Below are 22,238 nucleotides of genomic sequence, written 5' to 3'. Positions count from 1 at the left end.
TGTGCCCAAACTTGCGCTGTCACCGACGGCCAATCTCGCTCTGCCAACCGATAGTCAATTCGGCGCGCGACCCCGCTCGGCGGTCAGTGCCGGCGTTGGTATCGTCGGACTATTGGGCCTGGTCAGCTATTTGCTGATAGCCCGTTATGTACCTGAAATTGCTTCTTTTCTGGGCATTGACTGGGGCAATCGTGGTCCAATGAACGGACCCAATTCGGCCATCGCCAGCGTGCTGGCCTGCGGCGTGCCGATGGTGTTGTGGTCGGTATTTGTCGACAAGGTGCATCGCAATCCGTCGACCGGAATTGACTGGTCGCTGCGGCGGTCTTGGCGCGAAACCATCGACATCAGCCTTGTTAAGCTCACTGGTTTGTGGACAACTTGGGGCCTGATCGCGCTGACCTATGCGATTATGCGCTATTATTGGACGGGCAATTACGCCTTTTCGATGACGCTGCTTGAACGGGTGGTGCCGTGGCTGTTGTTGGTGTCGGTGCCCTATATGCTGTGGGTTGACCGCCGGATGGTGAACCCGCGCGACGGCTGTCACGCCTTTGGCAGCTGGCTGATCGGGCCGCGCGATCAGGCCGACAAGCGCGCCATTGCCCATCATATGCGCGCCTGGGCGGTGAAGGGATTCTACACCGCGTTCATGCTGTCGATCGTGCCGGGAAATTTCGGCTCGCTCGTCACCGTGCCGATGAGCGAAGTCCTCGCCAATCCCTATATGACGGGGTGGTGGGCGATTAGTTTTTGCTATTTGATCGACGTCCATATCGCGACCGTTGGCTATATTATGACACTCAAGCCGCTCGATTCGCATATTCGCACTGCAAATCCTTATGGCATGGCGTGGGTCGCGGCGCTGATCTGCTATCCGCCCTTCATCCTGATGAGCGGGGGTCCGCTCGATTATCAGGTGGGCGGTTCGGACTGGGGCTATTGGTTGGCCGGGCATGACAATCTGATGATTATCTGGGGCATTGTGCTCGTCAGCCTGACCGCGGTTTACAGCTGGGCGACGATGGCGTTCGGTATCCGCTTTTCCAACCTGACCCATCGCGGTGTCATCACCCACGGCCCTTACAGTTTTACGCGCCACCCGGCCTATCTTGCGAAAAACATAACCTGGTGGATTGGGTCCTTGCCGTTCCTTGTCACCGCTGGCGGCTGGACAGAGGGCGCGCGCAATGTCGTCATATTGGGGCTGGTCAGCAGCGTCTATTATTGGCGCGCCAAGACCGAAGAAAAGCATCTGCTCGCCGATCCGGCGTATCAGGCCTATTGGAACTGGGCGCAGGAAAAGGCGGTTATACCGCGCCTGTTCGCGCGCCTCACCGGTCGCACCCGCCCGTTGATCCGGCTGGAGCCCGACCCGCGCGTCGGCCCGGTGGCATAGGGTTTCTCTGTTTCAAGGCTTCTGTGGAAAAACCTAAAAGCTCAATTCATTATAGAGGTGCGATAGATCGCCTGCCCATGGGCCGTTGAACCGATCGAGCAGGTCATGGGCCGGGGATATGCCGCTCGCGGCGATACGGCGCAGCGGTTCCAGAAAGCCCACTTCATTGTCGCCCATCGAATTCACCTCGCCGCGTGCCGCAAGGCCGGCTGCAGCAATGTCGAGGATACGTGTCGTGAGGTCGCGGACGGTTCCGCCGCCCGGCGCGATGGCACATAGCCCTTCGCGCGGCACCGCATCGCGCAGCGCTTGCTGTTCTTCGATGCTCCAGTCCTTGACCACATCCCAGGCCGCATCGAGCGCGCCTTGATCATAGAGCAGCCCGACCCACAGCGCGGGCAGCGCACAAATGCGGTTCCATGGGCCGCCGTCGGCTCCGCGCATTTCCAGAAAGCTTTTCAGCCGAACTTCGGGAAAAGCGGTCGACAGATGATCGGTCCAATCGGACAGGCTCGGCAATTCGCCCGGCAAGGCGGGCAGCTCACCCTTCATAAAGTCGCGGAAACTCTGGCCCGCGGCGTCGATATAACGGCCATCGCGAAACACGAAATACATCGGGACGTCGAGCATATAGTCGACATAACGGTCATAGCCGAACCCATCCTCGAACACGAAGGGCAACATGCCCGTGCGCGCGGGGTCGGTGTCGGTCCAGATATGGCTGCGATAGGACAACATGCCGTTGGGCTTACCCTCTGTGAAGGGCGAGTTGGCAAAGAGCGCTGTCGCGAGCGGCTGAAGCGCCAGTGACACGCGGAATTTCTGCACCATGTCAGCTTCTGATTCATAGTCGAGATTGGTCTGGATGGTGCAAGTGCGCAGCATCATGTCGAGCCCCATCGTGCCAACGCGGGGCATATGGTCGAGCATGATTTTATAGCGGCCCTTGGGCATGATCGGTAGCTCGGCGCGGGTCTTGTCGGGCCACATGCCGGCCCCCAGAAAACCGAGCCCCAGTTCGGCACCAACCTCTTTGACCTGTTTCAGATGGCGGCCGGTTTCGGCGCAGGTCTGATGTAGATTTTCCAGCGGCGCGCCGGATAATTCCAGTTGGCCTGCGGGTTCGAGGCTGACCGCTCCGTCGCTGCCAGAGAGGGCAATCACTTGGCCGCCCTCGATCACCGGTTCCCATCCATATTGCGTCAGCGCCATCAACAGGTCGCGGATGCCCCCCTTTTCGTCATAGGAAGGGGCCGAATAGTCGCTGGTGCGATAGACGAATTTTTCATGCTCGGTGCCGATACGCCACTGATCTTTGGGCTTTTCGCCCTTGATCATGGGGGCAGCCAGTTGATCCCGATGGGTGATGACGGGATCGTTGGGGTCGGAAGCGGTGCGCGTACTCATTTGAGGTCTTTAAGCGGCGCAGTGACGTCTGACCAGCCCCAGCGAAGTGTCAGTTGACGGTGGCGTCAAAGACAATGGCAAAGGCGGCGCCGGGGGCAAGCGACGGCGCGGTCGCACTGAGCGCGGCCCCACTGATCGCCGCGCCAAAGGGGTCGCTTTCGTCGGCTCCGCTGGCGTTGTCATCCTCTGCTGTCGTCGCACCGGCACAGCTGGTCCCGCTTTTTATCGAGCCTGCGACATAGCTGGTGAGGGCTGGCAGATTGTCGTTGACGTTTATGATGGTGGCGGTGCCGCTGCCGGCGTTCGACACCAAGATGCAATAGCGCATGGTCGCGCCCGGAATGGCTTTGGGATCGGTTGTGCCATTGGTCAGGTCGCTGATGACGCTGCTGGTCTTGCTGATCGTCAAATTGGTCGTGGGCCGACAAAATGTGATGTCGTGGATGGCCATCGCTTGCCCGTCTGGATTGGACGGCGCGGTGGTATGATTGCCATAGCCGATGACAATCCGGTCGATCGGGCTGGAGAAGGTGATAACGACATTGCCGTCGGCGGAGGTGTTGCCCGCCCCGACATCGCCGATGGCGACATTGCCGGTCACATAGTTGGCGACGCCATTGGTTAGCGTGGGATAGACGGGAGTCGCGCCGAAATAGCCGGTGACGATAATCTTGTCGGCAAAGTCGTTGTTCGCATAATCGATGTCGAAAATGCGGAATTGTGCTCCCGGAACGGCGGTCGGCAAAGTGATGGTGGTGGTCGCCACCTGCGACGGAGTGGCGAAGTCGATGTAAAGATGCAGGGCGCTTTCGGTCGATGCAAAGCCGCCGTCATTGGCGCTGCTGTTGACGGCGCGGCTGGCATTGGTCGGGCTAAGTCCTCCGAAGCTGGCGTCGTTGACGAAGGTTGCGGGATTGCTGATTGCAAAGTTGATCGTCCCGATATTCGCCTGCGTATAATTATTGTTGGTGCTGCCTGCGGCCCAACTGATAGTGTTCCAGTCGAACAGCGATGTGCCAGCGGGACAAGTCAGCACGGGAGGCGTTCCCGCCACTCGGGTGCCCGCCACCGTAAAGCTGCGGCTGGCATAATCATCTTCGTTTGTGGCCCCGTTGTTGGGTGTGGAATCGACATCGATGATTGACGATGCCGTCACCTCGGCGCTGTTGGTGACGGTTGCCCCTGCGGTGGCATTGACCGTGCCGTTGATGGTCAGGCTGCGCGTTACGCCAGGAGGAACAGAGCCCACACTCCAAACACCGGTGCCGCTATTATAGCTGCCAAAACCTGACGCGCTGACAAAGGTGAAACCGGCGGGCAGATTGTCCGTGACGGTGACGCCGTTGGCGGTTTGCGGCGACACGCTCGAATTGGTGACGTTCAACGTATAGCTGATGGCGGTGCCGTTGGCGGGTGATGCATTGCTGACGGTCTTGGTCAGTGACAGGTCGGCGTAATTGCCGGAAATGCCGGTCAAATAGAGGTCGGAGCGATAGTAGGTGCCCGAATCCTGATTATATTGGTCACAGATTTCAAGTCGCCACGTCCCGATCATGGCTTCGCCGTCGAAGGCTGACAGGGCGTTCGACGGACGAAAATTGCGTTGATAGGGCGGTGCGCTCGCGGCGCTGTTTGCCGTATCATTTGATGTGTGCGTCGACAGTGTCGACCCGGCGCTGTCATCCAACAGGACATTGAAGTTGTTCGCGCCATTGCCGACGCCGGAATTGATGACCACGCGTGTGCCCGAAGGCGACTGCAGCGTCATGATCAGATCGCCGCGATAGGTGTGGGCGATGACCACGCCGATGTTGACGTCGGTCGTTATAAGATTGGACGTGACCGTAAAGTTCCGCACCAGCGGATTGTTGCAAGGGGTCACATTCTCATTGACCGAAGCCTGCGTGGTGTTGGAATAGCTGCTGCTCGTCTGAGCAGCCGCAGCGCTCGACCACAGCATAGCTAACGCCGCGGCAATCAGACTGAACAGTCTCAGCAGCGATGTTAGGCGCGCAGCTAGGCTGGCAATAGGACGAAATGCAGACACCATATCAGCCCGTCATTGCCCAATCATAGCTAATAGCCGGTTAATATCGGCCCGGTCGGCGTCAAAACATGTTTCATCATGGCACGGGGCTTGGTGTCCCCTGCCAGTCGCCATGCGCTTCCATCCACAGGCTGATCGCCGCAACGACCGCCGTTTCGGCGCGCAAAATACGTGGCCCAAGCCCCAGGTGAAGCGTCGCGGGGCAGGCGAGTAGCAGGGCGCGCTCGCGATCGGTAAAACCGCCTTCGGGTCCGATTAAGATGGCGGCGGGTGGCGATGCATTGATCCGCGACATGGCGGTGCCACCCGCTTCGTCTGCGAACAGCAGCGCGCGTTCGGCGGGCCAGTTGTCCAATAAGGACGTCAGCTTGACCGGTTCGGCAAGCGACGGGATGCTGGTTCGCCCGCATTGCTCGCACGCCTCGATCATCTGGGCGCGCAGCCGATCACTTTTGACCCGGTCGACGATCGTGCGTTCGGTGATGACGGGTTGCAGCCTCGCGACGCCGAGTTCGGTGGCCTTTTCGACGATCCAGTCCAGCCGCGCCTTTTTCACCGGAGCAAAGCACAGCCACAGATCGGGGGCAGATTCAATACCGCGAGTCTGCCGCTCTACTGCAACGCGCAATGATCGCTTGGCTGTCGTTTCCACTTGGGCAAGCCATTCGCCGCTGCGATTGTCGAATAGCAAAAGCGGATCGCCGACCTTCATTCGCATCACATGCAACAGATAATGAGCCGATGGCCCCGATATTTCTGTCGTGCAGGACGGGCCGATCTCAGAATCGACGAACAAGCGAGGGGTGCTGGCGGGGGGCCAGGCGGGGGTGGCAGCCATGACCAAGGCCTATAGCAGACCGCATTTTATCGGCGCACCCCCGAAATGCGTGGAACCGAGTTGTCTCAATACGGGTCAGAATCGCCGCAATTCCGCGCCCTGCCACAGCCGGACATTAGCAATTTGGTAAGCAATCTCGACTTAGGTGCAACATTCCATGCGTCCATTTTGAACAGACTGCAGCGGACAAGGGAGGTACGTGGGGATGGATCGGACGATATTCAGACGGTCTTTACAAGGCGCCAAAGCACTGCTGCGCGACCAGCGCGGCAACTCGCTATTCCTGGTTGCTGCAGCAACGATTCCGCTCATGGGGCTTGTCGGTTCAGGGGTTGATATAGGCCGCGCCTATATGGCCGGACAGCGCTTGCAACAGGCGTGCGACGCCGGCGTTCTGGCCGGTCGGCGCGCTATGGCGAGCAGCACTTATAATGCCAGTGCTAAAGCTGAAGCTGACAAAATGTTCAACTATAACTATCCGACTGACACCTATGGCAGCCAGAGCATAAATTTCTCTTCTGTGGCGCAGGGGACATCGGATGTGGTCGGCACCGCCACCGCGACTCTGCCCACCGCGATCATGAAGATTTTCAACTATAACCAGTTCAATCTTTCGGTGAGCTGCACGGCAAAACTGGAAATCTCGAATGCCGACGTGATGCTGGTGCTCGACGTCACCGGATCGATGGACACAACCAATAGCGGGGATTCGGTCAACCGCATCACCGCGCTCAAAAATGCGACGATGGATTTCTTTGACACTTTGACCACCGCCGATGTTGGCGATGGCCGCTTGCGCTTTGGCGTTGTGCCTTACAGCTCATCGGTCAATGTCGGCTCGATTCTCTATGCCAAGAACCCGTCATGGTTGTCGGACAGCGTATTGCTGCCGTCGCGCTCACCGGTTTACCGGGTCGAATATAGTTCAGGTACGACGACCTATTCGGATCCGGTGGACGGCAACACCGAATATTCGGGCTGGTCCAACAAGGGCAAGGTCAATGGTCAGAACAGCAGTAGCTGCTCCAATCTGACCCCGCCTTCGGATTCGTCACCGTCACCGAGCGGACAGCCGCAATCCAATCAGACCGGTCAATATGTCAACAGTGATGGTGATCGCGTCACCACGCGCGATAATAATCAGACCTATGCTTATTATAATTACCGATACAACTGGACCAGAAACAAGTGCAGACTCCAGCGGCGGACGGTGACTTACACGCGCACGACCACCTCCACGACCACCGAAACGCCGACGCAGGTGTTCGATGATAAATACACCTATGAGGATCGCGTGTTCGATGTCAGCCAGGCCAAGGCAGGATCGGCGATTGTGACCGATACCGGCGATAATGGTGCCAATGACACCAACACTTGGGGTGGCTGCATCATCGAACGCGCCACGTCGCCTTTTGCTTCGAACCAGACGGCACCGTCGGATGCCGAGGATATGGATGTCGATACAGCACCGACCAGCGATGATGACAGCAAATGGAAAGTCCTGATCCCCCAGATCGCCTTTCCGCGTGCCAGCTATCCGTCGAATACGCCGTCCAGCCAAGGCGCGATTACGGTCAATAAGAACAGTGTAACCAGCAACAGCAGTTCGAACGGCAGCTGGCAGAATTACTCAAAATATTGGGCCAATGGCTGGGGCGTATGCCCGGCGGCCGCGATGAAGCTGACGACACAAACCGCCAGCGACCGGTCCAGCTTTCAGACCTATATCAACTCGCTCCAACCGCTGGGTGGTACCTATCATGACTCGGGTATGGTGTGGGGTGTACGCCTGCTGTCGCCGGACGGAATGTTCGCCGATGAAAATGCGGTTGCGCCGAACAATCGCCCGATCAGCCGCCACATCGTTTTCATGACCGACGGCGACATGGCCCCCAACATGGGCAACCTGACGTTTCAGGGGTATGAGCATTTGATGCACCGGGTGGGCGGCACCAGCAACACTGACTTGACGAATCGGCATAACAACCGCTTTCAACAGCTTTGTTCGGCCGCCAAGGCCAAGAATATCACGGTCTGGGTTATCGGCTTTGGCACGGCGCTCAACAGTTCGTTGACGTCCTGTGCCAGCGCGAACAAGGCCTATCAGGCCGCCAATGCGTCACAGCTCAACGATAATTTCCAGGCGATTGCCCGGCAGATTTCGAAACTGAGGCTGTCGCAATGATGGGTCGTCGCTTCTTTCACCGGCTGGCGCGGGACAATCGCGGCAATGCGATCACCGAATTTGCCCTCACGGCACCGCTGTTCCTGCTCGTCCTGATGGGAATCTTTGATTTCTCTTGGCAGCTTTATGCCAAGGAAGTCCTGTCGGGCGCCGTCGCCAAAGTCGGGCGCGCCTCGACGATGGAGGGTGTTGCGAACAGCCAAGCCGCGCTCGACGCACAGGTTAGCGCGCAGGTGCAGAGAGTGTTCAAGGATGCCAATGTCACCTTTTCGCGCGTATCATACGACAGCTATGACGATATCGGGAATCCGGAAAGCTACACCGATGATAATGGCAATGGCCAATATGACAGCGGTGAATGTTTTGAGGACGTCAACGGCAATGGCAGCTGGGACGCCGACCGCGGTGCCGCCGGCAATGGCGGCGCGGATGATGTGGTGCTCTACACCGCAACGATGACGATCACCCGTATTCTTCCGGTCTGGAAGATGCTGGGCCAGCCGCAGACCAAATCGATTAGCGCTAAAACCATCTTGCGCAACCAGCCCTATAACACCAGCACAACCACGAGTACGGTCATATGCACTTAATCTCTATCTTGCACCGCCGCCTGCGCGCGGGTCGTTGGTTGCGCCTTGTTCGCGACAGCCGGGCTGTGGTGATGATCGAAATGGCCTTCACGATTCCATTCATGATTCTCATCGGCTTTGCCGGGATGGAAATCGCCAGTCTTACGCTCACGACTACTCGGGTCAGCAACATTGCGCTTAGTGCGGCAGACAATGCCTCGCGTATCGCCTTTGGTAGCAATCTGTCCCAGCCCCGCATTCGCGAACTCGACATCAATGAGGTGTTTACGGGCGTGAATGAACAGGCCGGCGATCTGGATTTCAAAAGCCATGGCCGGATCATCCTGTCGAGCCTTGAGCGCAATAGCGACGGCGGCCAATGGATCCATTGGCAGCGCTGTTTTGGCGATCTGACGGCGGCTTCCAGCTATGGTGTGGCGGGTGCTGGGTCCAGCGGAACAGGTTTTCCGGGTATGGGGCCGACGGGCAAGGAAGTGACGGCAGCGGCCGGAACCGCCGTCATGTTTGTCGAAGTTTATTATCAATATCAGCCGTTGCTCTATGGCAAATGGCTTGGTCCCAAAACGATCCGCACCTCTGCGGCGTTCAATATTCGCGAATCTCGCGACTTGTCGCAGGTCTTTAATCCGGCCCCGACGGCGACAGCTTCGAACTGTAGCTAAGCGACGTTTAATACTGGGTCGCGTCCGTTATCGCCAGAAAATAGACTTGCAATTCGGCTGTTAGGGGGAACAGGGGTGGTCCATGACGACCACGCTTCCCCCCGACACCCAATTGAGCGGGCTTGCCGCATGGCTGCCCGCGCGTCTTCGCCCCTATATTCTGCTTGCACGTCTGGACCGGCCGATTGGCTGGTGGCTGCTCTATTGGCCGTGCGCCTGGGGATTGGCGCTGGCGGGGGGCGCGCGGCAGTTCTGGCCCCTGTTCCTATGGCTGCTGCTCGGTGCAGTGGCGATGCGTGGCGCCGGCTGCGTCTATAATGATATTGTCGATCGCGACCTTGATGCAAAGGTCGCCCGAACTGCGGTGCGCCCGGTGGCCAGCGGCGCGGTATCGGTGCGGGCGGCGGCGCTGTGGGCTGCGCTGCTGTCGCTCATTGGGCTGGCGGTGCTGTTTCAGCTCCGCCGCGAGGCGCAAATTGTGGCCTTGTTCAGCCTGGCTCTGGTGGCCGCCTATCCGTTTATGAAGCGCATTACATGGTGGCCGCAGGTCTGGCTGGGTCTGGTGTTCAGCTGGGGCGCGCTTGTCGGCTGGATTTCCGTCGACGGGACAGGCAACCATGCGATGATATTGCTCTATATCGGGTCAATCGCGTGGGTGGTGGGATATGACACCATCTATGCCCTGCAAGATATCGAGGATGATGCGCTGATCGGGGTCAAATCCAGTGCGCGGGCGATGGGGTCGCGCGTGCGCGTCGGCGTGGCGCTTTGCTATATGACCGCGCTTGCCTTTTGGGCTGGTGCCTTGTGGCAGGTGCGTCCCGATCCACTGGTGTTCGTCGCGCTGCTTCCGGCGGCGCTCCATTTGACGGGACAGTTGGTGACGCTTGATCGCCATGACGGGCGCGACGCGCTCACCAAATTTCGCAGCAACCGTTTTGCCGGTCTGCTGGTGTTTGCGGCGATGCTGGTGGTGGGCAGCGCGCCCTGACCCTACTATTCGGCGGCGAGCAATTCTTCTGCCCCGCCAAGGTCGACCGATACCAGCCGTGACACGCCCTTTTCGATCATTGTCACACCGAACAACCGGTGCATTCGCGCCATGGTGACGGCGTTATGGGTGACGATCAGATAGCGGGTGTTGGTTTCGCGGGTCATGCGGTCGAGCAAATCGCAAAACCGCTCGATATTCGCATCGTCAAGCGGGGCATCGACTTCGTCGAGGACACAAATCGGGGCGGGATTGGTCAGGAACAGGCCAAAGATTAGCGCGATGGCGGTCAGCGCCTGTTCGCCCCCTGACAACAGAGTCAGCGTGCCGAGCCGCTTGCCCGGCGGCTGCGCCATAATCTCCAGCCCCGCCTCGAGCGGGTCATCCGAATCGACCAGCTCCAGATGCGCCTGACCACCATTGAACAAGGTGCTGAACAATCGCTGGAAATGTTCGTTCACCGTTTCGAACGCGGCGAGCAGGCGCACCCGCCCTTCGCGGTTGAGATTGCCGATCGATCCCCGCAGGCGATGGACAGCTTGGGTCAATTCCTCAATCTCGGCGGCGCTTTTCTCGCGCGCTTCGTCCAGTTCGGCGAGTTCGTCGGCGGCGACCAGATTGACCGGACCCAGTCGGTCGCGGTCACTGATAAGCCGGTCATGCTGCGTCGATTCCTGCCCGGCTTCACCGACAGAATCGCCTTCAAATCCTGCCGTTTTGGGCAGCAAGGGCGGCGGACATTCAAAGCGTTCGCCCGACAGTCGCCCCATTTCGATGCGCCGCAGTTCAGCATTTTCCGACCGCGCCGTCGCTCCGGCGCGCGCCTCGCGGGCTGTGGCCAGGCTCTCACGGATGGTCGCCAGCTTGGCGTCGGTTTCGCGCAGGGCGGCTTCGGCTTCGCGCTCTTGCGCCTCGGCCAAGGCGACGCTGTCGCGCAGCGCAGCTTGTTGTGCTTCCGCCGCAGCGACCTCCTTGGCAAGTCGGGCAGGCAGATCGGCGAGCTTGGTGCTTTCGGCGCTGAGCGCATCGGCGCGCTTGTCCATATCGGTCACGCGGCGCGCCGCTTCTCCTGCGCGGGCCTTCCAGCTTTTGATCTCCGAACCGACCACCGCCTGACGTTCGCTGAGCGAGGCCAGCAAACGGTCATGTTCTGTCAACGCGTCGCGTGCGGTTGCGGCATCGGCGCGCGCGCGTTCGGCCGTCTGCTCCTGTGTATCCAGCGCTGTGCGCGCGAGGCTGTCGTCGGGCAGCACCGCCAGCGCCGCCACTTGCGCGGCCAATTGGTCTCCGGCCTCGGCTGAGGCGGCGGCAATTTCACCTTTGCGCCGGTCGAACAAGCCCGATGCTTCGCGATGCCGGTCGCAGGCGCTTTGGGCTTGGTCAACGGCGCGTAGGGCTGTTCTGCGGGTTTCGTCGGCGATGGAAAGCTGTTTTCGGGCTTCGGCGACTGAATCGGTCAGCACCGCCAATTGGTTGGCTGCTGCATCGCGCTTGTCGCTGAGCTGCATCACCCCCAATTCAACCCGTGGCCGTTGCGCCGAAATCGCATCGAGGCGGTTCTGCCGGACCAGCCGTTCGGTCGCGGTGGCGCCATCGCCACGCGCAATAAATCCGTCCCAGCGCCGCATCACGCCTTCTTTGGTGACCAGCCGCTGACCGACGGCGAGCCTCTGGCCTGCATCCTTTTCCACCACGGTAACTTGCGTCAGGCGCCGCGTAAGTGCGTCCGGGCCTTTGACGAAATCACCCAGCGACGGGCAGTCTTTTGGCAGCGGTGGATCCGAATCCTGACTCTTGGCCCCCTGCCAGCTGCGGTCGGCCCCGGCGTCGACCCCTGCGTCCAAATCATCGCCCAGTGCCGCGGCCAGTGCTGATTCATAACCGGGCGTCACCCGCACCGCTTCCAGTACCGGATGAGCGTCGGATTTGGCGGCGGCGAGCGCGCGGGTCAGTGTCGTAGCCTCCCCTTCCAGCGCGGCAAAGGCGGCGCGGGCTTCGGCCAGTCCGGTGTCGATATCGGCAATTTTTGCGGCGGCGACCTCGCGCTCCGATTCGGCATTGGCCAACGCGCGTTCGCCATCACCAATTGCCGCCTCGGCTTGTGCTGCCGACTTCCTGCTTTCGTCCAGTTGCGCGGCAAGCCCCGCGCTGTCACCCAGCGCCGCAATTTCGGCGTCTATACGCTGCTGCTCATCCTTGAGCCGTTGTACCGCTGCTTCGGCTGCATCGCGCGCTGACACCGCGATCCGTCGGTCCGCCGCTTCGCTTGCCGCCTGTGCGCGCGCTTGGGCCAGAAAGACTTCGGCGTCGCGCAGCAAGGATTGGGCAGTTTGATGGGCCTCGACCAGAGCGGCTTTGCCCGCGCCATGCTGCGCCAGCTCTTGCGACAGTCTTTTGGCCTCGGTGTCCAGCCCGGTCAGCGCGCCATGCGCTTCACGCGCAAATTCACCTTCGCGCGCGCGATCGTCGGCTAGCCGCACTTGTTGAGCCGCCAGATCGTCGAGCCGTTGCTGCGCGGCCCGTTCTTCACTGGCGAGGCGGACCTGCGTTGCGGTCGCGTGGCCCAACTGATCGCGTTGCGATTGGGCGGTGCTGCGGGCGGTGGCCACGCGTGTCGCCACCTCGGTTTGCGCCTTGGCGATGGTGTCGAGTTCGGCCTGCGCCTGCTTGACGGCGGCTTCGGCTGAATCGGAATCGCGCCGTGCCTGGTCGGCGGCAGCGGCGGCATCGCGCCAGCGCGCATAGATCATTCGCGCTTCGGCCAGTTTAATCTCGTCGGTTAGACGCTTGTATTTCTCCGCCGCGCGCGCCTGCCGCCGCAGCGCATTGGCGCGGCTTTCCATATCGGCGGTGATTTCGGACAGGCGGGTGAGATTGGTTTCGGTGGCGCGCAGTTTCTGTTCGGCATCTTTGCGACGAACATGCAAACCGGCGATTCCGGCGGCTTCCTCCAGCATCGCGCGGCGGTCGGTCGGTTTTGCGGCGATGACATTGGCGATCTTGCCCTGACTGACCAGTGCCGGGCTGTGCGCGCCAGTGGCGGCATCGGCAAAGATCAGCGCGACATCCTTGGCCCTGACGTCGCGGCCATTGGCGCGATAAGCCGATCCAGTGCCGCGTTCGATGCGGCGGATAACCTCTAGCTCGTGGCCGTCGCTGGCGTCGGAAAGCCCGGCGACTGTCGCGCCCTCGCTATCGCAATGGATCGCCACTTCGGCAAAATCGCGCGCCGGGCGCGACGATGTGCCCGCGAAGATGACATCTTCCATCCCGCCACCGCGCAGCGATTTGGGGGAGGATTCGCCCATCACCCAACGAATGGCCTCCAGCAAATTGGATTTGCCGCAGCCATTGGGGCCAACGACCCCGGTCAGCCCCGGCTCAATCCGCAGCTCGGTGGGTTCGACAAAGGATTTGAAACCGGTGAGGCGCAGCCTTTTTATCTGCACGGAGCCTCCCCGTGCAAAATGCTGGATCCCGATGATCGCAACCTTGGTGTCACATGTCCCCCTTGGCCCCTGTCATGCCGTGCCAAGAGGGGAGTCGCAAGGGGGTAGCACAGCCTCTTGGACAGGCTGGACGCGCTTAGCGAACGCCCATCGTGCGAAGCCTGTCACGCAGTGGCCCCCAACTGGCGACGCCTTCGACGACGGCACCGTTTATCAAGAATGTCGGGGTGCCTTGCACTTGATATTTCTTGATCGCGTCATTGGTGGTCTTTTCCAGCTGTTCGATATTACCAATATCGGACAGGCAGGCGTTAAGCTGTTGCGTTGTCACACCGCGTTCCTGGAAAAAAGTGTCCAGTTTCCATGCCTTGGCCAGAGCAGGGAAACGGGCGGCCGGGGCCAGCGCCATGGCCGCTTCGCCGCCCTTGGGATTGGCTTGCGCGCCCGAGAAAAGTTCCTCCTGCGAGGCAAAGACATTCTGAGCGAGCGGGAAAAAGCGGTCGGTGGGTGCGCAATGAAGAACCGCCGCCGCCGTCGCGTCGAGCGGATCGCGGATGAAGTTGCGCAATTCCAGGCTGACCCGACCTGTGTCGATATAATCGCGCTGCAGCTCTTCATGGCTTTCATTCGAGAATGCGGCGCAGTGCGAACAGGTCAGTGATCCAAATTCGACCACCTTAATCGGCGCATCGGGATTGCCCATCACATAGCCGCCGTCGGCTGTTTTGCTGACCGTGTCGGACCAGCTCGTTCCGGCGGGTGCCGCAACCTTGGCTACGACGGCTTGCTCCTTGCTGCCATCCGCGGCGGCTTCATTCCCTCCGCAACCGGCCAAAGCCAAGGCACCGAGCGAACTCAACAAAATCAGGGGCAAACGGGGCGTGGTCATATCAAATCTCATTTCAGTGTCTTGGAATAAGGAAGAGGGGTTTTAGGATGGCTTTATCGCGGCGTCGAGCCGCGTTTTCAGCGCGGGCCAAGCATGGACTTCGTCGAGCAGCTTGCCGTTGATCATGAAACTGGGGGTGGCGGTGATATGATCGGCATTGGTCCCGATATTGGTCATCGCCGTCAATTCGCTTAGCGCCACACCATCGTTCAGGCAGGCGGTGATCTGGTTAGCGGTATAGCCGCGCGACTTCATAAAATTATCGAGTCCCGCGTCAGCGGCAATCCGCGCCGCGCGCTGCCCCAGATCGCCGACATACCAAGTCTTTTGATGTTCGGGGGTCAGCTTCATCAATTTGCCCAGCCAGACCGACTGTGTGGCAAATATGGCCTGATGATTGCCAGCGAAAGTCTTGGCATCGCCGCAATGGGCCAACAGTGCCGCCGTCATGTCGACGGGATCGCGCACCATGTTGCGATATTCAACGACAACCAGCCCTTTATCGACATATTGAGTCTTGAGCGCCGTCGCAGACTCGCTCGCGAAATGGGCGCAATGGGGGCAGGTGTAGCTGTAATATTCGACCAACCGCACCTTTGCGGCTGGGTTGCCGATGACATGGGCGCCGATGGCGCTGGTCGTGACATGGGTCGACCAGGCTTTTGCGACCGGTTTGGCGGGGGCTGCGCCGACCAGCAATGTCAGCGACGCCAGCGCAAGGCCGACCGAGGCCAGACGACGGGACATGGGACGGGAAAGGGTCTTGGTCATGGGCAAGGCGTCTCTTTATCTTAACGGATGCGGGGCAATTTCGGGGGAGCCGCCAAACCGGATGCCATGCGTTCCAGCACGGTACGCAATTCCGGATCGCCGATGTCCCGCAGACTATCCCCCAATTCTGCCGGTACCGGTTTCAGCATTGCCGGTGGCTGAACGGGCTTGGCGGGGGTTATCTGCCCATGCGTCATCCGCACTTGCGCGATGGCGGCATAGCCAAAGAAGCGATTGACCGATGTGATGATGTCGGGCGTGACATGCTGCAACATCGGGGCATGGGCGCCGCTGATCGTCAGGTGCAGCGTCCCGCCCGCCTTTGCCCCGACAGGAAAGCGAATCATCGCGGGCTGGGTCACATCGGCCAGCCGGTCGCCGACAATTTCGCGCCAGCGGCTGACCACCGACGATTGGATAAAGCCGAATTTGCGAAAGGCGGCGCGCCCGATGCTGGGGACAAGGTCTGAAATCGCGCGCGCTTCGCCGCCGCGCGGGCGTTCATAGGCGCGCACGGGGGCTTTGGCGGCGGCCTTATTCTTGGCACCCGCCTTGGCCTTGGGGGGCTTGTCGCCGCCATCCTTGCTGCCTGCTTTCGTCATGCCCGGTGTCATGGCATAGGCAGGGGGTGAGCGTCCAGACTTCCCATCGTGCCGCGACGGCCCCCGATACTTTGCAAGCCCCCGGCGATTTCGCGGCGCGGCTGCTCGCATGGTATGATCGGTCGGCGCGTGTGCTGCCGTGGCGGACCGCGCCGGGGGACCGGACGCCGCCCGATCCCTATCGTGTCTGGCTGGCAGAGGTCATGCTTCAGCAAACAACAGTGGCGGCAGTTTCCGAATATTTCCATGAGTTCACAAGGCGTTGGCCGACGGTGGAGACGCTAGCGGCGGCCAATGATGCCGATGTCATGGCGGCATGGGCAGGCCTTGGTTATTATGCCCGCGCCCGTAATCTGATCGCCTGCGCGCGCGCCGTGGTGTGTGACCATGGCGGGTGCTTTCCCCATGAAGTGGCGGCGCTGCGCGTGCTGCCCGGGATTGGGGACTATACGGCGGCGGCGGTCGCCGCGATTGCCTTTGGCCGTCCGGCGGTGGTGATCGACACCAATGTCGAACGCGTGATGGCGCGTCATCGCCACATCACCACCGCCTTGCCAGCCGCAAAGAAACCGATCCGCCAAGCACTGGCGCCGCTCGTCCCAACCGCCCGTGCGGGTGACTTTGCTCAAGCGATGATGGATTTGGGTGCGACCATCTGCACGTCGCGCAGCCCCACCTGCGACTTATGTCCGGTGCGTTCGGATTGTGCCGGACGCGGGCGAGCCGATCTTGAGCGTCTGCCTGTCAAACCGGCGAAGAAGGTTAAGCCCCGGCGTCACGGCATTGCGTATTGGATAGAGCGGGATGGGGACGTCTGGCTGGTCCGTCGCCCCGATAAAGGCATGTTGGGCGGGATGCGTGCACTGCCCGGTGGGGAATGGCAAGATGCGCCTTTCGAAGAGTCGGGGCTGGTGATGGTGGAGCATAGTTTCACCCATTTCGATTTGAATCTGTCGCTCCTGCGCCGCGCAAGCCCCGATTCCGCAGCGGAAGGCGAGTGGTGGCCGGTTTCCGCCCTTGACGCGGCGGGGTTGCCGACGCTCTATCGCAAACTGGTGGAAAAAATGCTGGAGAAAATCGCATGAATATGATGGTTTCGCGACGGGCGTTGCTCGGCGGGCTCGCCCTTGGGGGCAGCGCCGCGCTGATGGCACCGCACGCGGCATTTGCTTTTGCCGAAGAGGCCAATCTTTATCCCGCGACGCATGATTTCATCAAAGGCTTTGTCGACCGGCGCGAACTGGCTGGTACGCTGGCCGCCATCGGCAAGGGACAGGGCGCACTCCTGACCTTTGGCACAGGCACCCAGGCGATGGATTCGGACAAACCGGTCGATGCCAATACGTTGTGGCGGCTTTATTCGCAGACCAAGCCGGTGACCGGCATGGCGGCGATGATGTTGATCGAAGCCGGCAAGATGAGCCTTGATCAACCGCTGGCGGATATATTGCCTGCCTTTGCCAATATGCAGGTGCAGGTCACCCCCGATGGATCGATTACCGATCTGAAACCCGCCACATCGCCGATTACGATTCGCCGCTTGCTTACCCACTCGGCGGGGCTTGGCTATAACATCATTCAAAAAGGCCCGATCAAAGACGCCTATGTCGAGGCGGGGATTCTACCAGGACAAGTTAGCCGTTTGCCGATTCCGGGGGTCCCTATTGGCAAGAAGCTGCACAGCCTGGCAGAGTTTGCCGACAATCTGGCCAAGCTGCCGCTTGTCTATGAACCGGGGACGCAATGGAGCTATTCGGTGGCGCTCGACCTGATGGGGCGGGTGATCGAAGTCGTTTCGGGTCAGCCGTTCGACGCCTTTTTGCAGGACAAGATATTTGACCCGCTGGACATGAGCAGCACATGGTTCCGCGTTCCCGCAAGCGAGGTCGGGCGGTTGTCCACCAACTATGCACCATTTAGCGGTGCGTTGCTTCCGATCGATCCGGCGAAAAGCTCGATCTATCTGGATGAACCGCCGTTCCCGATGGGCGGTGCCGGACTGGTCAGCAGCGCGCGCGATTATGACCGTTTCCTTGCCATGCTGCTCGGCGAAGGCGAATTGGACGGGGTTCGGATTATGAAGGCCGAGACTGCTAGGCTGGGCATGTCGAACCTGCTGGAGGATAAAGTCGCGCGCAAAGGTAGTATGATCGACGGGCAGGGATTTGGCGCGGGTGGGCGCGTATCGCTTGCCGATTCGGTGACAGGCGAAGGCGTTTATGGCTGGGGCGGTGCCGCCGGCACGATCGGCTTTGTTGATCGCAAACGCGGTTATCGCGTTGGCGGCTATACACAATATATGCCCTCCGACGCGCTGCCATTTCAAAGCAAGTTCGGCGAAGCCTTTTACAAGGATGTCCTGCGCTGATGCGGTCACCACTCGGTTTTACTGGCGCGACGCTTGACCGGGCGGACCCGCTGCGGAGCGATAGCGAAGGTTTCGCCGCGGCCAAGGCAGATCCGCGCGCCCGTTGTCTGGTGCTGGACGGGATTGATCCGGTTCCCGGTGACGGCGGGGGGCTGAGCTGGGAAGCGATTGATCCGGCAGATCCGCGCGAATTATTGCTCGTCGGTCTTGACGGTGCTGGTATCCCGCATTTTGTGCGCGAAGCGCCTGTCGACGCGCGCGTCGATGCGCGATCACGCACCCTGATGCGGCTTTTGCCCCTATTATCGCGTGAGGAAGCGGCGCTTTATGGTGGCGCGCGCAGTTTGGTCGACTGGCATGCGCGCCACCGTTTCTGCGCGGTGTGCGGGACCCCGACCAAAGTGCATCGCGCCGGATGGGGGCGCAATTGCTCTCAGTGCAAGGCCGAACATTTTCCGCGCGTCGACCCGGTTGTGATCATGCTCGCCGAACATGATGGCCGCGTGCTTGTTGCGCGTCAGCCAGGCTTTCCGCCGGGCTTTTTCTCTGCGCTGGCCGGATTTGTCGAACCGGGCGAATCGCTCGAAGAAGCGGTGGCGCGCGAATTGTTCGAGGAATCGGGTATCCGCGTGTCGAATGTAACCTATTTGGCCAGCCAGCCCTGGCCCTTCCCCTCATCATTGATGATCGGCTGTTTCGCGACCGCCGAAGATGACCAGATTACGCTCGATACCAATGAACTGGAAGCGGCGATGTGGGTCGACCGCGACGATGTTCGCGCCGCACTTTCGGGTGATATGGGCGCCCCGTTCATGGGGCCGCCGCCGCTCGCCATTGCGCGCTATCTGCTGGAAGATTGGGTGGAGCGTTAGCTTCGATTTCGTGCCGAAACGAATCAGCGTTTAGAATCGGCGCCCGGTAATCCGGCTGATCTCTTTCGCTACCATCGCTTCGACCATTTCGGGCAGATTGGCGTCGAGCCATTGTTTGAGCATCGGGCGCATCGCCTCGATCACCACATCTTCCATCGAGCGCCCGCCGGACGGCGTCGAGGGCGTGGCAACAGGAGCGGGGTCGGGCGTGATGACGGCGTTCAACGCTTCGAGTGATTGACGCGCTGCATCCGCACTAGCGTTGGAAACAAGCTCCTCCGCCGATTCCGCGACATCGCCTGTCGCTGCAGCTTCGGGCGCATCGCCATCTTCTTCCTGTAACTCCAGCACATCATGCGATGCGCCAGCCTTGGATTCACGGATTGACTGAGGACTTTCGTCGCGCGCGATGACGCGACGGATCGATGACAAAATATCTTCCATCGATGGTTCTCGCGACAAATCGCCCATACAGGCCCCCTTTTGGCTGGCCCGCGTTCCGGACCCTTGCCGCTTCTTACCGGTCGAGGATGGGGGTTGCCAAGCCTTATTGTCCCGGAATGGGATTCGCGCCCGGATCAACCGAGGCATCGGCGGCGGGGATATTGCGTGTATCGGTCGCCTCTTGCTTTGGCTTTGGACCATCGGCCCAGTCAAAAATCTGGCCCTTCACCTTGTTATAATGGACGTCGGGATCGTACAGCGCACCGCCCTCGATCCCCAGATCGCGCGCTTCGGCCTTGCCCATGGCGGCGAGCAGCGAAAAGGCGGCGACATAGCTGTTGCGCTTGGCCGAAACATATTGGACCTGCGTGTTCAGATATTCTTGCTCAGCATTCAAAATGTCGAGGATCGAGCGGGTTCCGACGCTGTTTTCGGCGCGTACACCCTCCAGCGACAAGGCATTGGCGTTGGTCGCCTGCTGCGTCGCTTCGATAATCCGCTCATTGGCCTGCCACGCAGCATAGGCACCGCGCGTCTGGGCAATCACGCTACGTTCGGTCGCGATATAGGTCTCGATCGCCTGGCTGCTGCGCGACTGAGCCTGACGGACACGGGCCGACGGACGACCGCCCTGGAATATGGGGACCGTGAGCGACAGGCCCGCCTGTGCGCTGGTCGTCGATTGCGAAAAGCTGACCCCCGGGACATTGCCGCCGAGCGAGCCGAGAAAATTATTATAGCTTCCGCCGACGGTGGCCGACAATTTGGGCAGGCGCGATGCCCGCGCCGCGCCGATATCCGCGCGCGAGGCATCGATGGCCAGATTCGCCGATTTGATGTCGGGGTTATTGTCCAGGGCGACCGCGACGGCGTCGTCAGCGCTGTTCGGCATGTTGGGCAGCGTCGGCGGAGCCTGTAAATCCACGGGGGCTTCACCAACCAGACGGATATAGGCTTCGCGGCTGCCGATCAGATTGGATTCGGCGGTGCGCAACTGCCCTTCGGCCAGCGCCAGTCGTGCGTCCGATTGGGCCACGTCAGTGCGTGTCAGGTCGCCAATCTCGAAACGGTCCTTCGTCGCTTCCAGATTGGTTCGCAGCACTGCGACATTATTGTTGTTGAGGCTGACGATCGCGCTGTCACGGATGACGTCCATATAGGCACCGACAACCTGGGCGAAAATGCTTGCTTCGGTCGCGCGCAAATCGGCCTGACCCGATTCGACGCGAATTTTGGCGGCGCGCACGGCGTTACGTACAGCCCCGCCCTGATAAATGGGGACTGACAGTTGCGCACTGCCGTTGGCAATCCGCACCGGCGAGGAAAAGCTGTTGCCGGGTATGATCAGGTTTTCCTGATACCCGCCGGAAACACCCGCATCGGGGAGGCCCGACGCTTTTTGAATCGGAACATTCTCGTCATTGGCGCGCTGTCCGGCGCGCGTCGCGGTCAGCGTCGGGTTGTTCACATAGGCCTTGGCGAGCGCACCTTGCAGCGTTTCTGCTCCCGCAGAGGTCGACAATAGCAAGACGCCAGTCGCCAACCCGGCGAGCCATCGGCTCCGGTGGCGTAAGGAAGGGGAAATTCGTGCTTCGACCATTATTTTCAGCCTGAAAGGGGAGGGAGAGAGAAGCGTCAGAATTGGAATCCGGCCGCGCGGTCAAATCCGGGCAGCGCAACCGCATCCATGTCTGCAAAGGAACGCAGTGCAATCGACCCACCGGCCTTGATGCCCTGAACCAGTCGCGTGACCGCGCCTTCGCGCTTGGCCGCGACCAGTCGGCCGCCTTCGCCAAGCTGTTCGACCAATGCTGATGGCAGCGTTTCAATCGCGCCGTCGATCAGGATGCAGTCAAAGGGAGCTTGGTCGGGCGCACCGGCGTTGAGCGGCCCGTCGACCCACTCGACGTCAGAGTTGGCGGTCAATGCGCGAGCGGTGGCCATCAGGTCGGCTTGCTCTTCCACGGCATGAACCTTGGCACCCAATTTCGCCAGCAGCGCCGCGCAATATCCCGTTGCGCCGCCGATCAGCAAAACGCGCTGGCCGGGACGAATCGCTGCGGCGACCAACAGGCGGCCGGTGACGAGCGGCGCATTAAGCGCGCGTCCGTGGCCCAGCGTCACCGGGCGGTCGATATAGGCTATGCTCGCCAAAGCGGCGGGAACAAATTGTTCGCGCGGTATCGCGCCCATCGCGCCGACAACCGCCGGGTCGATGACGTCGTTGGTTCGCAACTGGGTATCGATCATCGTGGCGCGCATGTCGGCAGTGCTGATGTCGCTCAATTTCGTGGCCATCCCATTCATCCGTCGTTGTTATGACTATCCAGATCGGGCCTGTAGTAACCGATGCTATGCTGTATTGCAATGATAATACAGCATAGCGGCTTGCCCGTTGCCGCGCATAGCCGCCCGCATTGTCGCCGCCAACCCTTGATGGCTTTTGAAAGGACACTCACTGCGCCGAATCCTTGACATGAGCGGCAAATCCCATCACTAGCGCTGCCGACCAAACCCCGGTTCGCCGCTGCGGCAAATCGGCAATCGGCATGAGGCCCGATGGCGGAGTGGTTACGTAGAGGACTGCAAATCCTCGCACGCCGGTTCGATTCCGGCTCGGGCCTCCACCGAGCTTACTCAATCTCCAGATAGACATTTGTCATGGTGAAACGCTGCAATGGCTTAGGCTGTGAGGAATCGCTTGCGTATCGACTTTGCTTCATT

At 60.6% G+C, this 22,238-nt stretch carries 18 protein-coding genes and 1 tRNA gene; 9 read left to right on the top strand and 10 right to left on the bottom strand.

Annotated elements, in window-relative coordinates:
* Window positions 1-40 precede the first annotated feature (40 nt).
* Window positions 41-1,399: a methyltransferase family protein gene (locus ACR3XE_RS00575; RefSeq protein ID WP_473700276.1), complete on the top strand. Its 1,359-nt coding sequence runs from the start codon at window positions 41-43 to the stop codon at window positions 1,397-1,399.
* A 33-nt stretch (window positions 1,400-1,432) separates the two neighbouring features.
* Here ACR3XE_RS00575 and ACR3XE_RS00570 read toward each other — a convergent pair whose 3' ends face one another.
* The 3 genes from ACR3XE_RS00570 to ACR3XE_RS00560 all read right to left on the bottom strand — a co-directional run bounded on the left by ACR3XE_RS00570 (window position 1,433) and on the right by ACR3XE_RS00560 (window position 5,691).
* The gene (locus ACR3XE_RS00570) at window positions 1,433-2,806 is read right to left on the bottom strand and encodes a glutamate--cysteine ligase (protein WP_473699491.1); all 1,374 of its coding nucleotides are present in this window, start codon (window positions 2,804-2,806) and stop codon (window positions 1,433-1,435) included.
* A gap of 49 nt (window positions 2,807-2,855) precedes the next feature.
* Window positions 2,856-4,856 (bottom strand): proprotein convertase P-domain-containing protein, encoded by a 2,001-nt coding sequence (locus ACR3XE_RS00565; protein ID WP_486185832.1) that lies wholly within the window; start codon window positions 4,854-4,856, stop codon window positions 2,856-2,858.
* 73 nt (window positions 4,857-4,929) lie between these two features.
* On the bottom strand, window positions 4,930-5,691 hold the full coding sequence (locus tag ACR3XE_RS00560) for a 16S rRNA (uracil(1498)-N(3))-methyltransferase (RefSeq protein WP_486185831.1): 762 nt from the start codon (window positions 5,689-5,691) through the stop codon (window positions 4,930-4,932).
* Window positions 5,692-5,896: 205 nt separating this feature from the next.
* On the opposite strand from ACR3XE_RS00560, the gene ACR3XE_RS00555 reads away from it, so the two are divergent.
* The 4 genes from ACR3XE_RS00555 to ubiA all read left to right on the top strand — a co-directional run bounded on the left by ACR3XE_RS00555 (window position 5,897) and on the right by ubiA (window position 10,119).
* The gene (locus ACR3XE_RS00555) at window positions 5,897-7,876 is read left to right on the top strand and encodes a TadE/TadG family type IV pilus assembly protein (RefSeq protein ID WP_473699493.1); all 1,980 of its coding nucleotides are present in this window, start codon (window positions 5,897-5,899) and stop codon (window positions 7,874-7,876) included.
* Window positions 7,873-8,466 (top strand): TadE/TadG family type IV pilus assembly protein, encoded by a 594-nt coding sequence (locus ACR3XE_RS00550; RefSeq protein WP_473699494.1) that lies wholly within the window; start codon window positions 7,873-7,875, stop codon window positions 8,464-8,466. The genes ACR3XE_RS00555 and ACR3XE_RS00550 overlap by 4 nt, the downstream gene beginning before the upstream one ends.
* Window positions 8,457-9,128: a TadE/TadG family type IV pilus assembly protein gene (locus tag ACR3XE_RS00545; protein ID WP_473699495.1), complete on the top strand. Its 672-nt coding sequence runs from the start codon at window positions 8,457-8,459 to the stop codon at window positions 9,126-9,128. The genes ACR3XE_RS00550 and ACR3XE_RS00545 overlap by 10 nt, the downstream gene beginning before the upstream one ends.
* A gap of 82 nt (window positions 9,129-9,210) precedes the next feature.
* Window positions 9,211-10,119, top strand: coding sequence for a 4-hydroxybenzoate octaprenyltransferase (gene ubiA, locus ACR3XE_RS00540; RefSeq protein ID WP_473699496.1), 909 nt, complete (start codon window positions 9,211-9,213; stop codon window positions 10,117-10,119).
* 5 nt (window positions 10,120-10,124) lie between these two features.
* On the opposite strand, the gene smc is transcribed toward ubiA, so the two are convergent.
* From smc to ACR3XE_RS00520, 4 genes are all read right to left on the bottom strand, one after another.
* Entirely contained in the window at window positions 10,125-13,568 is a 3,444-nt protein-coding gene (gene smc, locus ACR3XE_RS00535; RefSeq protein WP_486185830.1) for a chromosome segregation protein SMC, read from the bottom strand.
* Window positions 13,569-13,704: 136 nt separating this feature from the next.
* The gene (locus ACR3XE_RS00530; protein ID WP_473699497.1) at window positions 13,705-14,457 is read right to left on the bottom strand and encodes a thioredoxin domain-containing protein; all 753 of its coding nucleotides are present in this window, start codon (window positions 14,455-14,457) and stop codon (window positions 13,705-13,707) included.
* 42 nt (window positions 14,458-14,499) lie between these two features.
* On the bottom strand, window positions 14,500-15,228 hold the full coding sequence (locus tag ACR3XE_RS00525) for a thioredoxin domain-containing protein (RefSeq protein WP_473699498.1): 729 nt from the start codon (window positions 15,226-15,228) through the stop codon (window positions 14,500-14,502).
* Window positions 15,229-15,248: 20 nt separating this feature from the next.
* Entirely contained in the window at window positions 15,249-15,830 is a 582-nt protein-coding gene (locus tag ACR3XE_RS00520) for a DUF721 domain-containing protein (protein ID WP_486185829.1), read from the bottom strand.
* A gap of 71 nt (window positions 15,831-15,901) precedes the next feature.
* Here ACR3XE_RS00520 and ACR3XE_RS00515 point away from each other — a divergent pair, with 71 nt between their 5' ends.
* The 3 genes from ACR3XE_RS00515 to nudC are packed head-to-tail and all read left to right on the top strand — an operon-like array spanning window position 15,902 to window position 19,070.
* Window positions 15,902-16,915, top strand: a complete 1,014-nt coding sequence (locus tag ACR3XE_RS00515; protein WP_473700277.1) for an A/G-specific adenine glycosylase — start codon at window positions 15,902-15,904, stop codon at window positions 16,913-16,915.
* The gene (locus ACR3XE_RS00510; RefSeq protein WP_473699499.1) at window positions 16,912-18,198 is read left to right on the top strand and encodes a serine hydrolase domain-containing protein; all 1,287 of its coding nucleotides are present in this window, start codon (window positions 16,912-16,914) and stop codon (window positions 18,196-18,198) included. Before ACR3XE_RS00515 ends, ACR3XE_RS00510 begins: the two co-directional genes overlap by 4 nt.
* On the top strand, window positions 18,198-19,070 hold the full coding sequence (gene nudC / locus ACR3XE_RS00505) for an NAD(+) diphosphatase (RefSeq protein WP_473699500.1): 873 nt from the start codon (window positions 18,198-18,200) through the stop codon (window positions 19,068-19,070). The genes ACR3XE_RS00510 and nudC overlap by 1 nt, the downstream gene beginning before the upstream one ends.
* Before the next feature lie 30 nt (window positions 19,071-19,100).
* Here the strand turns inward: nudC and ACR3XE_RS00500 are convergent, their stop codons facing one another.
* The 3 genes from ACR3XE_RS00500 to ACR3XE_RS00490 all read right to left on the bottom strand — a co-directional run bounded on the left by ACR3XE_RS00500 (window position 19,101) and on the right by ACR3XE_RS00490 (window position 21,812).
* A complete protein-coding gene (locus ACR3XE_RS00500) occupies window positions 19,101-19,541 on the bottom strand; it encodes a DUF2497 domain-containing protein (RefSeq protein WP_473699501.1) in 441 nt (146 codons plus the stop codon).
* Window positions 19,542-19,617: 76 nt separating this feature from the next.
* Entirely contained in the window at window positions 19,618-21,114 is a 1,497-nt protein-coding gene (locus tag ACR3XE_RS00495; RefSeq protein ID WP_486185828.1) for a TolC family outer membrane protein, read from the bottom strand.
* 35 nt (window positions 21,115-21,149) lie between these two features.
* Complete coding sequence (locus tag ACR3XE_RS00490; RefSeq protein WP_473699503.1) at window positions 21,150-21,812, bottom strand: protein-L-isoaspartate O-methyltransferase family protein; 663 nt, start codon at window positions 21,810-21,812, stop codon at window positions 21,150-21,152.
* A 255-nt stretch (window positions 21,813-22,067) separates the two neighbouring features.
* Here ACR3XE_RS00490 and ACR3XE_RS00485 point away from each other — a divergent pair.
* Window positions 22,068-22,141, top strand: a tRNA-Cys gene (locus ACR3XE_RS00485).
* The last annotated feature ends 97 nt before the right edge of the window (window positions 22,142-22,238 follow it).

The sequence above is a fragment of the Sphingopyxis sp. 10G20-10 genome, assembly GCF_057365075.1.
The sequence above is the reverse complement of the archived record's forward strand: the minus strand, read 5'-3'. Positions and strand labels throughout refer to the sequence as shown.

Excerpts from the sequence above, each read along its gene's own strand:
- ACR3XE_RS00500 (WP_473699501.1), bottom strand. The coding sequence starts at position 19,541 with ATGGGCGATTTGTCGCGAGAACCATCGATGGAAGATATTTTGTCATCG.
- ACR3XE_RS00530 (WP_473699497.1), bottom strand. The coding sequence starts at position 14,457 with ATGACCACGCCCCGTTTGCCCCTGATTTTGTTGAGTTCGCTCGGTGCC.
- nudC (WP_473699500.1), top strand. The coding sequence starts at position 18,198 with ATGCGGTCACCACTCGGTTTTACTGGCGCGACGCTTGACCGGGCGGAC.
- ACR3XE_RS00525 (WP_473699498.1), bottom strand. The coding sequence starts at position 15,228 with ATGACCAAGACCCTTTCCCGTCCCATGTCCCGTCGTCTGGCCTCGGTC.
- ACR3XE_RS00565 (WP_486185832.1), bottom strand. The coding sequence starts at position 4,856 with ATGGTGTCTGCATTTCGTCCTATTGCCAGCCTAGCTGCGCGCCTAACA.
- ACR3XE_RS00520 (WP_486185829.1), bottom strand. The coding sequence starts at position 15,830 with ATGACGAAAGCAGGCAGCAAGGATGGCGGCGACAAGCCCCCCAAGGCC.
- ACR3XE_RS00550 (WP_473699494.1), top strand. The coding sequence starts at position 7,873 with ATGATGGGTCGTCGCTTCTTTCACCGGCTGGCGCGGGACAATCGCGGC.
- ACR3XE_RS00560 (WP_486185831.1), bottom strand. The coding sequence starts at position 5,691 with ATGGCTGCCACCCCCGCCTGGCCCCCCGCCAGCACCCCTCGCTTGTTC.
- ACR3XE_RS00555 (WP_473699493.1), top strand. The coding sequence starts at position 5,897 with ATGGATCGGACGATATTCAGACGGTCTTTACAAGGCGCCAAAGCACTG.
- ACR3XE_RS00545 (WP_473699495.1), top strand. The coding sequence starts at position 8,457 with ATGCACTTAATCTCTATCTTGCACCGCCGCCTGCGCGCGGGTCGTTGG.
- ACR3XE_RS00570 (WP_473699491.1), bottom strand. The coding sequence starts at position 2,806 with ATGAGTACGCGCACCGCTTCCGACCCCAACGATCCCGTCATCACCCAT.
- ACR3XE_RS00490 (WP_473699503.1), bottom strand. The coding sequence starts at position 21,812 with ATGGCCACGAAATTGAGCGACATCAGCACTGCCGACATGCGCGCCACG.
- ubiA (WP_473699496.1), top strand. The coding sequence starts at position 9,211 with ATGACGACCACGCTTCCCCCCGACACCCAATTGAGCGGGCTTGCCGCA.
- ACR3XE_RS00495 (WP_486185828.1), bottom strand. The coding sequence starts at position 21,114 with ATGGTCGAAGCACGAATTTCCCCTTCCTTACGCCACCGGAGCCGATGG.
- ACR3XE_RS00510 (WP_473699499.1), top strand. The coding sequence starts at position 16,912 with ATGAATATGATGGTTTCGCGACGGGCGTTGCTCGGCGGGCTCGCCCTT.